The sequence below is a fragment of the Cohnella sp. genome (genome assembly GCF_041641335.1).
In the GTDB taxonomy this organism is placed as follows: domain Bacteria; phylum Bacillota; class Bacilli; order Paenibacillales; family Paenibacillaceae; genus Cohnella.
Genome location: NZ_JBEPYQ010000073.1, coordinates 1 through 14014 on the forward strand (window position 1 = coordinate 1; position 14014 = coordinate 14014).

Genomic DNA, 14014 nt, shown 5'->3' on the forward strand with positions numbered 1-14014 from the left:
GGGCCATGCCGAGCATATTTATTTTCACGTAAAAGGCGAACCCCTGCTGCATCCGAAGATCGACGAGCTGCTCGATATCAGCCATGAGAAAGGATTCAAAGTCAACCTGACGACGAACGGCACGCTGCTCGGCAAGAACCGGCACAAGCTGCTGGGCAAGCCGGCGCTTAGGCAGATGAATTTCTCGCTGCACAGCTTCGACGGGCATGAGGGCTCGGTCGACAAGGAAGGCTATGTCGGCAGCGTGCTCGAATTCGCCAAGGAAGCGGTCGCCTCCTCCGACATGATCGTGTCTTTGCGCTTGTGGAATTTGACGCCGGATAACGAGACGAACGTGAAGAACGATCGCAATCGCGAGATTTTGGAACAGATTCAGCAGGCGTTTCAATTGGACTTCCGGATCGAGGAACGCTTCGTAAGGGGCCAAGGGATCAAAATCGCCGACCGCGTCTATCTGAATCACGAGGAAGAGTTCAAGTGGCCGGATCTGAAGGAGAAGGAAGACGAGGGCCGGGGCTTCTGCCACGCGCTGCGCAATCAGGCGGGCGTCCTTGTCGACGGTACCGTCATCCCGTGCTGCCTGGATGGAGAAGGCGTCATCAACTTGGGCAACCTGCACGCCAAGCCGTTCTCGGAAATTATTGAAGGCGAGCGCGCAAATCGGCTGTACGATGGCTTCTCTCGCAGGGAAGTCGTCGAAGAGCTGTGCCGCAAGTGCGGTTATCGGCAAAGATTCAGCGTGTAGCAACGATCCGAAAGTCGCGGAAACGCGGCTTTTTACACATACAAGGAGTGGAAAAACATGACAAAAGCACTACAGCCTGCGCCCGAGAAGGAATATATAATGAGGATACTCGAAGCTTTGCTCGCGACGCCGAGCCCGAGCGGCTTCTGCATGGAGATCATGAAGCGGGTGCGCGCCGAGACGGAGAAGCTGGGCTTCGCGCTGGAGATGACGCCGAAGGGCAATGCCGTCATTACTCTGCCCGGAGCGGAAGAAGACGCGGGCGGTACGCTCGCGCTGACCGCGCACGTGGATACGCTAGGCGCGATGGTTCGTTCGATCAAGCCGAACGGAATGCTGCGATTTACGCCCGTTGGCGGATACGCGATGCAGACCGTGGAAGGCGAATACTGCCTCGTGCATACCCGGGACGGCAGAACGTACGAAGGCACGGTGCTGTCGACGCAGCCCTCCGTCCACGTCTACGCCGACGTGCGCGACCAGAAACGGGAAGAGGCGAACATGGAAATCCGGATCGATGAGCTCGTCCGGACGAAGGAAGAGACGGAGAAGCTCGGCATCGCTCCGGGCGACTTCGTCTCCTGGGATCCCCGCACCCGGATTTTGCCGAACGGATGGATCAAGTCGCGGCATCTGGACGACAAAGCGAGCGTCGCCGCCCTGTTCGGCGTCATGCATTGGCTGAAGCGCGAAGGCGTTCGCCCGGCCAGAACCGTTAAGGTCGTCCTGTCGACCTACGAGGAGGTCGGACACGGCAGCTCCCACATTCCGCCGGATATTACGGAATTGATCGCCGTCGACATGGGCGCGATCGGAGACGACCTGTCGACGACGGAGCGGGACGTCTCGATCTGTGCCAAAGACTCGTCAGGCCCTTACGACTACGGCATGACTTCCAGGCTGATCGAGCTCGCCCGCCGGGAGAGAATCCCGCATGCCGTCGACATCTATCCGTATTACGGCTCCGACGCATCCGCCGCTCTTCGCGGAGGCAGCAACATTCGCGCGGCGCTGATCGGTCCCGGCGTGCATGCTTCGCACGGAATGGAGCGAACGCATGCGGACGCCGTCGCGAACACCGCCTCGCTGCTGATTGCCTACATTATGGACAAGGGAGAAGATGACAGATGAGCAGCTTGACTGAACGCCCGACGAAGGAAGAATACGGCGGACATTTCGGAACGTATATCGACATCGTCCCCGAGGGAAACATTGTCGATATCTTGGCGGACGATTTGAAATCGACCTCCGAGTTTCTGTCCGATCTTCCACTGGAAAAAGCGGAGCACCGCTACGCGCCGGGCAAATGGAGCATCAAGGAAGTCATCGGACACATCGCCGACACCGAGCGGATCATGAGCTACAGGCTGCTCCGCATTGCGCGAGGAGACAGCACGCCGCTGCCGGGCTTCGATCAGGACGAATACATGAAGTACGTCGATTTCGATGCTTACACGTTGTCCGATCTGATCGAGAACTACATCTCCGTGCGCAAAGCGACGCTGTCGCTCGTTCGGGGATTGACGGACGAAGCGTGGGCGAGAACGGGAACGGCGAGCAACACCGTCATGAGCGCGAAGGCGCTTGCCTACGTTGTCGCCGGTCACGGCCTGCACCATATTCGCATCGTGAAAGACAAGTATTTGGCTTAAGAAGAATCGCCGTCCTATTCGTCGTCCATATATTCGAGCAGTCTATTCGGCCGCCGATCCGCCCTTCCAGCGGAGCGCGGCCGTTTGCCTTTGGAGTTCCCTTTGGCCGCCGACCGTTCTTTGCGCGCCAGGTGGGCAAGCTCCTTCTCCGTTTTCCGGTAATTGGCGAATCGCTTCGGATCGAGCTCGCCGGAGCTCAGCGCTTCGAGCACCGCGCATCCGGCTTCGCCGTCGTGCTTGCAATCCCGGAAGCGGCAGCCCGAAGCGAGCTGCTCGATGTCGGAGAAAGCCAGCTGCCAGCCTTCTTGCGCATCCCACAGCTGCAGCTCGCGCATGCCGGGCGTATCCATGACGAGCGCTCCGCCGGCGAGCAGGAACAGCTCGCGGTGAGTCGTCGTATGGCGGCCGCGCGCATCGTCTTCCCGGATGCCCTGCGTAAGCTGCAGGTCGTGGCCGGCCAGCCAGTTCAGCAGCGTCGATTTGCCGACGCCGGACGAGCCCGTGATCCCAATCGTCGCTCCGGGCTTCAGATAGGCGCCGAGCGCTTCCTTGCCGGACCCGGTCCATGCGCTGACGCAATGAACCGGTACGCCCGGCGCGGCATCCTCGACCAGGGCGGCGAACGCTTCGGGGTCCGGGCACAGATCCGCTTTCGTCAGCAGCACGACCGGGGAGGCGCCGCTTTCCCAGGCTGCGATCATGTAGCGCTCGATCTTGCGCAGATTGAAGTCCTGGTTCAGGGCGTTCACGATAAACAAATAATCGAGATTGGCTCCGACGATCTGGTCTTCGATAACCGATCCCGCGACTTTGCGAACCATAGCCGACCGGCGAGGTAGAACTGCGTGGATGACGGAGCGTTTCTCTCCGGGCAGCGGCTCGGTCAGCACCCAGTCGCCGACGGCGGGGTAATCGCCGCGCTTCGCGGCCAGAAACTCGAACTTCCCGGTGACGGCCGCGCTGTGCAGTCCGTCCGCGGTCATCAGGTTATACGAATGGGAGAATTGGGCGACGACCCGGGCAGGCGAATACTGGCGCAGCGGCTGTTCCATCTCCGCGAGCGTTTGCTGCCAGCCGTCGTTCCAGCCGTAAGCCGTCAGTTGATCGTTGATTATAGGATTCATAGGTTGAGTTAACTCCTCATAAATTGAATTTTGCGAAACAACGCGAACAGCCGCAGGGATTCCCTGCGGCTGTTCAGAGAGTGCCGAACGGATCGGCACTCAAAAAAACCGCTCAGAAACCGGATGGTCTCTGGCGGTCTGCATCTGCAACGCGGCCAAGCAAACGTCAAATCCGCTTGCTCAATCGAACGGCATTACAGCGCAACATTCCGTAGAGACCGGGGACTATGCCCGCGAACAACCGACTCGACAACCGATACATTCGTGAAGTTAACCATATTCCTCAGCCTCCTTGCGTGTAATATGGTGCTATTATAGGCGTCCTTTATTTTCCTTGTCAAGCTGTAAACGGATAAAAAACCGAGTTTGAAGATTTGTCAATCGGATGGTATAGTATGAAAGCTGGACATAATATTCCATCATTGGATATGGAGGAAACAGAGAAAAGTGAATACCGCAGACAACGCAGCTGGGTCTCAGTACAAGGATCTCGAGAACGTCAAGCGCCTGCCGATCCTGATCACGCTGATCATCGGAGCGTTCTTCTCCATCCTGAACGAAACTCTGCTCAATATCGCTTTTGTTGACCTGGTAAAAGATCTTGAAGTGCCCTATACGACCATTCAATGGCTGTCCACCAGCTACATGCTCGTCGTCGGCATACTTATCCCGGTATCCGCCTTGCTGGTGCAATGGTTTACGACAAGGCAGATGTTTATCGGCGCGATGGTGCTCTTCTCCATCGGAACGCTCGTATGCGCCATCGCTCCCGGTTTTTCCGTCCTGCTGGTAGGCCGGATCATTCAAGCGTTCGGCACCGGCCTGATGCTGCCCGTTATGATGAATACGATTCTCGTGCTGTACCCGCCGGAGAAGCGCGGCGCGGCTATGGGCAGCATTGGTCTCGTCATCATGTTCGCTCCGGCGATCGGACCGACGCTGTCCGGCCTCATTCTCGAGTCGCTCGATTGGCGCTGGCTGTTCTACCTGGTGCTGCCGTTCGCCGTTATGTCCGTCGTCATCGCCACGATCTACCTGAAGAACGTAACGGACGTCACGAAGCCGAAAGTCGACGTTCTGTCGATCATTCTGTCCACGGCCGGCTTCGGCGGCATCGTCTACGGCTTCAGCAGCGTCGGCGAAACCGATGGAGGCGGCTGGTCGGAGCCGAAAGTGATCTGGACGCTAATCGTTGGAGGGCTCGCCCTCGTCCTGTTCGTCTGGAGACAGATCGTGTCCAAGCAGCCGATGCTTAACTTGCGCCCGTTTCTGTCGCCGATGTTCTCTCTTAGCACGGTGCTGCTGATCATCGTCATGATGTCGCTGTTCTCGACGCTGATGCTGCTGCCGATTTTCCTTCAGCAGGGCTTGCTGATGACGGCTTTCGCGGCGGGGCTCGTGCTTCTGCCGGGAGGTATTCTGAACGGCTTCCTGTCTCCGGTGACGGGCAAGCTGTTCGACAAGTTCGGCCCGCGTGTGCTCGCGATCCCGGGCGCGATCATTCTCGCCGTCGTCATGTATCTGTTCACGACGGTCGACCTGGAGACGACGAAGGGCTTGATCATCCTGTACCACTGCATTATGATGGTCGCCATCTCGATGATCATGATGCCGGTGCAGACGAACGGACTGAATCAGCTGCCGCGCGCCTACTATCCGCACGGAACGGCGATCCTCAATACGCTGCAGCAAGTATCCGGAGCGATCGGCGTGGCGTTCTTCATCAGCATTATGACCAACGGAACGAAGGACTACTTCGCCAATCCGCCGGCCGATGCCGCTCCCGAACAGCTTCCGGCGCTCGCGCTTAACGCGGGCATCCACAACTCGTTCAAGATCGGCATGATCTTCGCGATCGTCGCAGTCGTTCTGGCGCTGTTCCTCAAGAAGACGAAAGCGCCGGAAGCGGAAGCTCAGCAGAAAGCCTCTTTAGCGGATAGATAAGTCATCCATACAGCGAGAACCGCGCGGCAACGCGCGGTTTTCTGCTGTCTTCCTAACAATCGCCGAGCGATTCTTCGCCGGAACCGTTCGACAAGTTTCAGGTTGGCCGCCGGTTTCGGTTATACTAGAACATAACGCCTAATCTTTCCATACGAGGTATTCATCATGAAAACAATGAGAACGAGATATGTTGCCGCCTTGTCGCTCGTCGCGATGGGAGTCGGGTTCGTCGTAACGCTGCTGCTGCCGTACCATCCCGTCACCGAGCTGCTGAAGGGAGGGTTCGAAGCGGGGCTGGTCGGAGGCTTCGCGGACTGGTTCGCCGTGACGGCGCTATTCCGCCATCCGCTGGGAATTCCGATTCCCCATACGTCGCTGCTGCTCAAAAACCGGGACAAAATCGCCAAATCGCTCATTTCCGCGCTGGAGAACGAGCTGCTGAACAAGGATAGCATCAAGGAGAAGCTGAAGCAGTTTCAGCTGATGAGGACAGCGGGTTCGGCACTGACCCGGCTGGCGGCGAAGCGCAGCAATCGCGTCGGCGTCCTTAAGCTGGCGCACGCCTTCCTAGCCCGGCTTCCGGTTGAGACGTTCGCGCCTTACGTGCAGCGCGCAATCGCGGAGGCGGTCAAGCAGGCCGACGTCCAGCCGCTGGCGGGCAAGGCCGTACAAGCCGTCGTCCGGGAACGGATGGACGAGCGGGCGCTTGACTACGCGCTGCGTCAAGGCGGGGCATGGGTGAGCAAGCCGGAGACGGCTTACATGCTCGGATCGATCGCCATGCAGAAAATGTCCGAGGCCGAAGTCGGCGGATTTATGGGCTTTGCGGTGCAGGCGTTCACGGGATTCATGAGCGAGGACAAGCTCGGCGGCATGATCCAACAGCTGCTGTTGTCGGGCATCCGGGATTTACTCATGCCGGGTAACGCCAACCGGGACAAGCTGCTGGCGGAGATCCGGCGCCAGTTGAGCCTGGCCGCGGAGAATGAAGAGCTGTTGGAGCGGGGCAAAAGCTGGGTCGTGGACAAAATCGAGCATCCGGACAGCGGCCGGTTTCTGCTTGAGCGTATGGAGTCGCTGCGGCAGTCGGTTCTCTCGGCGCTGGAGCGGGAGATGGCGCGGGGCGGACGCCAGGTCGTCTCCGTTCTCCGCTACGTCGTGCGCAGACTTCAAGCCGAGCCCGAGACGGTCGAAGGCGTGGAGCGCAGAGTGCTCAACTTCGTCGCGGACACGGTGGAAGCGAATCATTATCGCATCGGGCTGCTGATCAAGGACAACATCGACAAGATGAACGACAAGGAGCTTGTCAACATGCTGGAGGAGAAAATCGGCGGAGATCTCCAATGGATACGCGTCAACGGGGCTTTGTGCGGCTTCCTTATCGGCCTTGTCCTGTCAGGCGTTCAATTGCTGGGCTGATCGGGCATGAGCTCGATCTCCCTGACGATGATGTCGGGAGAGAGCCGACGTTGATGCATTTTAAGAATAATTGCGCGTGCTTGATCTGACGATGATCTGGTTGGAGGCGAGCATATGATTATCAATGTTGGCGCTCTCGTTATTCATCTTTTCCATTAACATGCGTACCGCTATTTTGGCCATCTCTTCTCTGTCGATCCTTACGGTGGTTAAGGGGGGCTCAATGTACTTGGATAGAATGATATCGTCAATGCCGATTACGGAAATATCCTCTGGAACGCTCAAACCGTGTTCTTTAATGCATCTGATAGCGCCTATCGCAAAGATGTCGCTGGAACAAAATACGGCGGACGGTTTTGTGTTGGAAGACAAAATAAGTTTCATGCAAGCTTCGGCCGTATGCTCGTCATGCGCATCTAATTGAATCCAATGAATCGGCATCTCGAATTCTCGTTCCTCTATCGCTTTCTTGAAGCCGTTAAAGGTTTGGAAGCTGTAATTGGTAAGCAGGCGATTGCCGATATGGGCAATTCTGCTGTGGCCAAGTTGGATTAAATAAGAAACGGCTGAATAAGCCGCTTCAAAGTAATCCGCGTAAACGCAAAGGGTGGCCGAGTTGGATAAATGGGTATCGATCACGATATAAGGGATTTCAAATTTATTTAATCCCGTCATAATCTCCGCATCCGGATCCCCGTAAAATATAACCCCGTCGACATCGTAAGATTTGATTACCTTCGGAAACAACACTTCGCCGTTCTCCACGGCTACGGAAGTAAAGATTAAGTTGTATTGATAACGATTGCATTCCTCTACCACAATTCGATTCAATTCTGAATAAAAAATATTCTCAAGCGGAGAAGAATCCTTATTGGCCAGAACGGCAATATTATACGTTTTGTTAAAGAGCAATCTTCTCGAGTTGGGATTTGGGGAATATTGAAGCTGGGCAATTAGCTTCGACACTTTTTCCCTGGTTTCGTCGCTGACCCCCTTTTTGTTATTGAGCACAATTGAGACAGCAGCAGGGGACACTCCGGCTAATTTAGCGATCTCTTTAATCGTTAATTTTGGCATGCGATCCCCTTCCAGATAAATGCGTTTATTTAACTGATTATAATTCTTCCTTTTGTGCAAAGTCAATTTGGAGAAAGCGGTAGAATTCAGTTATTGGAGAAAAAGAGTTGTGAACTGTCTAGAGATAAATGCATGTAGTTTAAAGCAAAAGCAATCTTGACATGAAAAAAATTAAGTTATATTATAGCCATAACTAAAAGGTTTTAGTCAAAGAGAGGTGGTTTTATAGCTGTTATTTTCTTTTGATTTCGTAAATCCGTAATAATTAGTAAATGCGTTTATTAACTTCCGTGGGTTACAGGTGCCCGCACAATGTTGCCTTGGTCCTATAAAGGGGGGGATCGCTGCATTCATGGGGATACGGTTACATCGACGATGGAAGGCCGCCTGGCTGAAAGCGCTTAACGAGTTGGAGATCTCCTTGAAGGAAAGAAGATAGGGTTGAGCAGCAACATCTTGAATTAGCCGTGCGCGTCGAATCAAAGAAATTAAAATACATCATGGAGGTATAACAATGCCGGGACCTGGTGCTTATTTGGTTGGCAGTGAAGAAAAGAAAGAGTTGATGGACGTAATTGAAAGCGGACACTTTTTCCGCTATGGCGCGGAGAACGATCCCCGCTTTCAACAGAAGGTACTCCAATTCGAGAAGGAATTCGCGAGCTATTCGGGAGCGAAATATTGTGTTGCTGTCTCTAGTGGAACAGGAGCGCTGATGAGCGCGCTTACCGCCTTGAATATCGGACCGGGCGATGAAGTTATCGTGCCCGGATATACGTTTATTGCGTCCCTGTCTTCCATTATTTTATCCGGCGCTATACCTGTATTGGCGGAAATCAATGAATCGTTGACCATCGACCCCGACGACATTGTCAAAAAGATTACCAAACGAACTAGAGCGATTATGCCCGTGCATATGCTCGGCAATCCGAGCGAAATGGATAAGATTATGGAAATTGCCCGGCAATACAACTTGGTCGTCATCGAGGACTGCTGTCAAGCTGCCGGGGCTTCGTACAAGGGGAAAAAGCTGGGGACGATCGGCCATATGGGCGCGTTTTCCTTAAACAATTTCAAGACCATTACGAGCGGTGACGGTGGTATGGTTGTCACCAATGACGAATTGCTGTACGAGAGGGCTTTCGCATTTCATGATCAGGGCCACAAGCCTAACCGGACCGGAGTTGAAATCGGAAACCGGAGCATCATCGGCATGAATATGAGAATGAACGAATTGACGGGCGCCGTCGCACTTGCGCAGACGAGAAAGCTCGATCAAATTCTGGAGACCCTGCGCAACAAGAAAAATAAGCTGAAGAGCGAGCTCAAGTCTACGATGGGCGTTACATTCAGAAGAATCAACGATCCGTTCGAATGCGCGACGTTGCTGACGCTTCTGTTCGACAACAAGGAAACGGCGGAGAAATTCGGGCAGAAGGTCGGAGCGAAGACGCTGGCCCATTCCGGCTGGCACGTCTACAACAACATGGAACAACTGCTGAACTTGAAATTCGACCTTGACGACGGGGAGATTATGGAATACCGCAAGCATATGCTCCCGCAAACCGATAGCATTTTGGAGAGGGCAATCAACATCAGCATCGGAGTTGTCGACAACGGCTTAGGCGCTGGCTATGGCATCAACATCCGGTCTACCGACGAAGAGATTGCGGTTGTCGGCGCGAATATCAAAGAAATCATGAAGGAGATTCTCTCTTGAAGAAAATGAAAGCCGGTATCATCGGCATGGGATTTATCGCCGGCAGCCATATCGATGCGGTCCGACGCCTCGGCTTTGCGGAATGGGCTGCCGCGGCCGGAACCGGGACCCATCACGAGCTCTCCCGCCAGAAAGCGGAGGCGCATTACATCCCCCGGTACTATGAGAGTGTGGATGATATGCTCCTGGATCCGGAAATCGAGGTCGTGCATAATTGTACGGCCAATCATCTGCATCTTGAAATGAATGAGAAAATCATTAAAGCCGGCAAGCATGTGTTCTCGGAAAAGCCTCTCGCCAAAAGTGTCCGGGAGTCGGAGCGTTTACTGAGCTTGCTGCAGGACCACCCTGAAGTTACGCACGGCATGAACTTTAACTACAGGATGAACCCGCTCGTGCAGGAGATGAAGCATAAAGTGCGCAGCGGGCAGATCGGACAGCCCAGACTCATTCACGGTTCATATCTTCAAGATTGGCTGCTCTTGGATACGGACTACAATTGGCGGCTCGATCCCGAATTCGGCGGCGATTCCAGGGCGATCGCGGATATCGGATCGCATTGGATGGACGCGGCTCAGGTTGTAATCGGCGGTAAAATCATCGAAGTATGCGCCGATCTTGTGACGGTATGGCCGGTGAGAAAGAAGCCCGCGACAGCGATCGAGACATTCGCTGTTCAAGCAAGCGCTTCCTATGAGGAAAAATCGATAGTTACCGAAGATTACGGATCCGTGCTGTTTCGAATGGATAACGGAGTTAGCGGCGTATTCTACGTGTCGCAAGTCAGCGCGGGGAGGAAGTGCCATTTCAACCTTGAAGTGAATGGCAGTCAGGCGTCACTGTATTGGAATCAGGAGGATGCCGATCGCATGTGGATGGGGTTCAGGGATGAAGACAATCGCTCGATCATGAGAAGCCCGAATAGGCTCCACGAACAAGCCCGGCATTATTCATCGCTGCCCTCGGGTCATCCTGAAGGCTGGAACGATGCTTTGAAAAACAATGTCTACAGCTTTTACAAGTTTGTCGCCGAGAGGAAAAGCTTGAAGACCGAAGCCTGCGACTTTGCGACGTTCGAAGACGGCCACTACATCATGAAGCTGATCGAAGCCATATTGGAAAGCCATCGTTCCAAGGGTTGGGTAAAGGTCTGAACTCTCTTCGGTCCGTACTGTCGCCATACAAACGTTATCTTTATGGGGAGGTATACGATGAAAGTAAAAACAAATTACATGAAAGCGATTACGAATTTGGCGTTGATCGCTCTTCTAACGGTTGCATGTTCAGGCCATACAGGCAAATCTTCGGAATCGGGCGGGCCGGAAGGATCGGGTTCGGCCGGAACGAAGAAAACGGAAATCAAATTTATGGTGACAAACGAGAATTACAGCGGGAGGCTAAAGGACTTCATCGCGAATTACGAATCGTCGACCGGCAACCAAGTGGAGGTGCAGTTACTGCCGTCTGCGGAATTCGACAATATGCTGAAAATCAAAATGATGTCGGACGAAGGTCCGGATTTGTTCGTGACGGACGATATTGCGATGTCGCAGTTTAACGTACCCAAGGAATGGTTCGCGGACTTGTCTGGACGGTCATGGGTTCAGCGGCTTTCAGATGGAGGAAGAAAGATCATCGAGTGGAACGATGGTAAGATCACCGGATTGCCGATCACGAACCCGGGCGGTATGGGCATTCTGTACAATAAGGCGATATTCAAGAAACTCGAACTGGAAGTTCCTCAAACGTGGGACGAATTTCTCGCTGCCAGTGAGAAAATCAAGCAGTCCGGCATTACGCCTGTCAATATTCAATTGGCCAACGGAAGCGAATTTGGCACGACCCATATGATGCACCAATTGTTTGCCAATGCGGAGCTGAACAGAGGAGATGCGGGCAACCAGTTCTGGGAGGATATGAACAGACACCTAATCAAGCTCACGGACGTTCCGGAGTACGAGCAGGCGCTGAATCAGATGATCGAACTTAAGGATAAAGGCTACATCAACGAGGATTTTATCTCCAATACTTTCGAGATGACGCAAGAGAAGTTCGGGACAGGCGCAGTTGCCATGCATCCTGCCGGCGACTTCATTTTGGAGCCGCTGACGGCGAATTATCCGGACTTGGATATCGGCTTTTTCTCGATGCCTTTCGAAGACACTCCTGGCACGATCTCGCTGTATGCGGGCGTAGGCATCTCGGTGAACGAGAAGGGCAAAAACAAGGAAGCGGCGCTCGATTTGATTGATTTCTTCGCCTCCAAGGAACAGCAGGAAATTTACATGAAGAAGGCTCCAGGGACGTCCGTATTTGCCGACGTGAACGCAGAAGCCAATGTAATCAGCGGAGAACTGCAGAAATACATGGACGGAGGCAAAGCTTTCATGGGAATGTTCGGCAAGTACGAAGCCTGGAACGACATGGATGCCCGAAAAATCATGCAGGAAATGATGTTGGGGGCCAAAACGCCCAAACAAGTGCTTGAGGAGCTGAATGCGAAGGCAGAAATCATCGCCAAAGGCAAGAAGCTTCAAGGGTGGTAACCTTGAGGGCTCGCATAGTCCGGGAAAGTCCGATTGCCAAGGACTTTTCCGGCCAGCGAACGCGACTGAATCGGAGGTCGTCGATCCATTATCCGGTTCTATTCGTTGTACCTGCCGTCATCATCTATGTCGTTTTTTTCATCTTTCCGACCCTCTCCGGATTTTATTATTCATTGACGGACTGGAGCGCGGCGAGCTCAGTCATCAACTTCGTCGGGTTCGATCAATTCATTGAAGTGTCGAAAAATCCGGATTTCGGCCTAGCGATGAAGAATACGTTCCTCTACGCGCTTGTCACTACGATTGGAAAGATCGTGTTTCCGCTTATGCTCGCTGTCTTGCTCACGAAGGGAATCCGTACACGCAACGCGCTTCGGGCCGTCTATTTCTCGCCGGCCATTCTGAACATCGTTGCGGTAGGACTCATCTTTCAAGGCTTGATGAATCCGCACACCGGATTCGTGAATCAGACGCTTCGCTATCTCAATCTGGATTTCCTTGCGCTTGGATGGATCGGAGATCCCAACCTTTCCATCTATTCCGCCGGCCTCATGGAAATCTGGCGTGCGTCCGGCATTACGATGGCGATCTTCATCGCCGGCATCCAGAACATCTCGTCGGAATATTATGAAGCGGCGGATATCGACGGTGCGTCCCGGTGGATGAAGTTTACCCGAATAACGCTCCCTCTGCTCATGCCGGCGATCACGATTAACGTGATGCTCTCCGTGATTTACGGAGCTAGGATGTTCGAAGGCGTCTATTTCCTGACTCAAGGCGGTCCTGGCAATTCTTCCGAAGTGATGATGACGATGGTTTATAAGTATATGGGACAAGGTCTTTACGCATACAGTACAGCGCTGAACCTGATATTGGTGGTGCTCATTCTCGTTGTCTCGATGCCGCTTCTGTCTTATCTGAAGAAGAAAGAGGTGGAGGGATGACCGCGAAAAGAAAAAGATGGCGGCTGGTTGTTGGGGAAATCGGATTATGGATCCTAAGCTTGTTTATTATCGTTCCCTACTTGCTGGTTGTACTGACATCCGTCAAAAGCAGCAAGGAGGCGGGACTGTTCCGACTCTCCTGGCCGTCCGAATTTCTTGCGATTGAGAATTTCCGTATATTGTTCGAGCGGGGTTACTTCCTTCAAGGATTTACGAACAGCCTAGTCGTCACTTTCGGATCTGCTGTAATCATCCTGCTCTGCTCCGCGTTGCTCAGCTTCTATATCGCAAGAGTGAATACTTGGGCGTCCCGGCTGCTCTATCGCTTGTTCATGTTCGGGATGGTGGCGCCGATCAGTCTGGTTACGACGTTTAATTTGCTGAAATCGTTTCATCTCCTGAATACCCGCTTGGGGATCATCATGGTTTTCGCCGGTATTCTGATTCCGTTCGCGATGTTCATTTATGTCGGATTCATCAGGACGATTCCCCGCGAGATGGACGAGGCCGCCACGATAGACGGCTGCGGTCCTTATCGTATGTTCGCCCTGATCATTTTTCCGTTGATGAAGCCGATCACGTTTACGGCGGCCATTCTGGTCTTCATGAATGTGTGGAACGACTCGCAGATTCCTCTGTTTTTTCTGAACGACAACCAGTATTGGACGCTGCCGCTGAACATCTATCGTTTTTTCGGCTATTTCCGTACAGATTGGAACTATATTTTCGGCAATATTCTACTCACGACGCTGCCGGTATTCCTTCTATATCTTGTTGGTCAACGCTATATGATTGAAGGCATGACGAGTGGGGCAGTGAAAGGCTAATCAGAACAATAAGGGG

12 protein-coding genes are annotated in these 14014 nt (G+C 53.6%); 10 read left to right on the plus strand and 2 right to left on the minus strand.

Going from position 1 to position 14014, the window contains the following annotated elements:
• From ACESLM_RS21480 to ACESLM_RS21490, 3 genes are all read left to right on the plus strand, one after another.
• Positions 1–745 (plus strand): radical SAM/SPASM domain-containing protein (locus ACESLM_RS21480; RefSeq protein WP_372634073.1); only part of this gene is annotated, 745 nt, incomplete at its 5' end.
• 57 nt (positions 746–802) lie between these two features.
• A complete protein-coding gene (locus tag ACESLM_RS21485; protein ID WP_372634075.1) occupies positions 803–1876 on the plus strand; it encodes a M42 family metallopeptidase in 1074 nt (357 codons plus the stop codon).
• A 5-nt stretch (positions 1877–1881) separates the two neighbouring features.
• On the plus strand, positions 1882–2397 hold the full coding sequence (locus tag ACESLM_RS21490) for a DinB family protein (RefSeq protein ID WP_372634158.1): 516 nt from the start codon (positions 1882–1884) through the stop codon (positions 2395–2397).
• Between the two features lie 14 nt (positions 2398–2411).
• Here the strand turns inward: ACESLM_RS21490 and rsgA are convergent, their stop codons facing one another.
• Complete coding sequence (rsgA, locus tag ACESLM_RS21495) at positions 2412–3521, minus strand: ribosome small subunit-dependent GTPase A (protein ID WP_372634078.1); 1110 nt, start codon at positions 3519–3521, stop codon at positions 2412–2414.
• A 426-nt stretch (positions 3522–3947) separates the two neighbouring features.
• Here rsgA and ACESLM_RS21500 point away from each other — a divergent pair, with 426 nt between their 5' ends.
• Both ACESLM_RS21500 and ACESLM_RS21505 read left to right on the plus strand, forming a co-directional pair.
• On the plus strand, positions 3948–5465 hold the full coding sequence (locus ACESLM_RS21500) for an MDR family MFS transporter (protein WP_372634161.1): 1518 nt from the start codon (positions 3948–3950) through the stop codon (positions 5463–5465).
• Positions 5466–5630: 165 nt separating this feature from the next.
• Positions 5631–6884: a DUF445 domain-containing protein gene (locus tag ACESLM_RS21505; protein WP_372634081.1), complete on the plus strand. Its 1254-nt coding sequence runs from the start codon at positions 5631–5633 to the stop codon at positions 6882–6884.
• 60 nt (positions 6885–6944) lie between these two features.
• Here the strand turns inward: ACESLM_RS21505 and ACESLM_RS21510 are convergent, their stop codons facing one another.
• Positions 6945–7961, minus strand: a complete 1017-nt coding sequence (locus ACESLM_RS21510; RefSeq protein WP_372634084.1) for a LacI family DNA-binding transcriptional regulator — start codon at positions 7959–7961, stop codon at positions 6945–6947.
• Between the two features lie 514 nt (positions 7962–8475).
• Here ACESLM_RS21510 and ACESLM_RS21515 point away from each other — a divergent pair.
• From ACESLM_RS21515 to ACESLM_RS21535, 5 genes are all read left to right on the plus strand, one after another.
• Complete coding sequence (locus tag ACESLM_RS21515) at positions 8476–9681, plus strand: DegT/DnrJ/EryC1/StrS family aminotransferase (protein ID WP_372634087.1); 1206 nt, start codon at positions 8476–8478, stop codon at positions 9679–9681.
• Between the two features lie 5 nt (positions 9682–9686).
• Positions 9687–10835, plus strand: a complete 1149-nt coding sequence (locus ACESLM_RS21520; RefSeq protein ID WP_372634164.1) for a Gfo/Idh/MocA family protein — start codon at positions 9687–9689, stop codon at positions 10833–10835.
• Positions 10836–10892: 57 nt separating this feature from the next.
• A complete protein-coding gene (locus ACESLM_RS21525; protein WP_372634090.1) occupies positions 10893–12227 on the plus strand; it encodes an ABC transporter substrate-binding protein in 1335 nt (444 codons plus the stop codon).
• Between the two features lie 173 nt (positions 12228–12400).
• On the plus strand, positions 12401–13171 hold the full coding sequence (locus tag ACESLM_RS21530; protein ID WP_372634093.1) for a carbohydrate ABC transporter permease: 771 nt from the start codon (positions 12401–12403) through the stop codon (positions 13169–13171).
• Entirely contained in the window at positions 13168–13998 is an 831-nt protein-coding gene (locus ACESLM_RS21535) for a carbohydrate ABC transporter permease (RefSeq protein ID WP_372634097.1), read from the plus strand. Before ACESLM_RS21530 ends, ACESLM_RS21535 begins: the two co-directional genes overlap by 4 nt.
• Positions 13999–14014: the final 16 nt, after the last annotated feature.

Coding starts and splice junctions, on each gene's coding strand:
- ACESLM_RS21485 (WP_372634075.1), top strand. CDS start 803: ATGACAAAAGCACTACAGCCTGCGCCCGAGAAGGAATATATAATGAGG.
- rsgA (WP_372634078.1), bottom strand. CDS start 3,521: ATGAATCCTATAATCAACGATCAACTGACGGCTTACGGCTGGAACGAC.
- ACESLM_RS21505 (WP_372634081.1), top strand. CDS start 5,631: ATGAAAACAATGAGAACGAGATATGTTGCCGCCTTGTCGCTCGTCGCG.
- ACESLM_RS21510 (WP_372634084.1), bottom strand. CDS start 7,961: ATGCCAAAATTAACGATTAAAGAGATCGCTAAATTAGCCGGAGTGTCC.
- ACESLM_RS21515 (WP_372634087.1), top strand. CDS start 8,476: ATGCCGGGACCTGGTGCTTATTTGGTTGGCAGTGAAGAAAAGAAAGAG.
- ACESLM_RS21520 (WP_372634164.1), top strand. CDS start 9,687: ATGAAAGCCGGTATCATCGGCATGGGATTTATCGCCGGCAGCCATATC.
- ACESLM_RS21525 (WP_372634090.1), top strand. CDS start 10,893: ATGAAAGTAAAAACAAATTACATGAAAGCGATTACGAATTTGGCGTTG.
- ACESLM_RS21535 (WP_372634097.1), top strand. CDS start 13,168: ATGACCGCGAAAAGAAAAAGATGGCGGCTGGTTGTTGGGGAAATCGGA.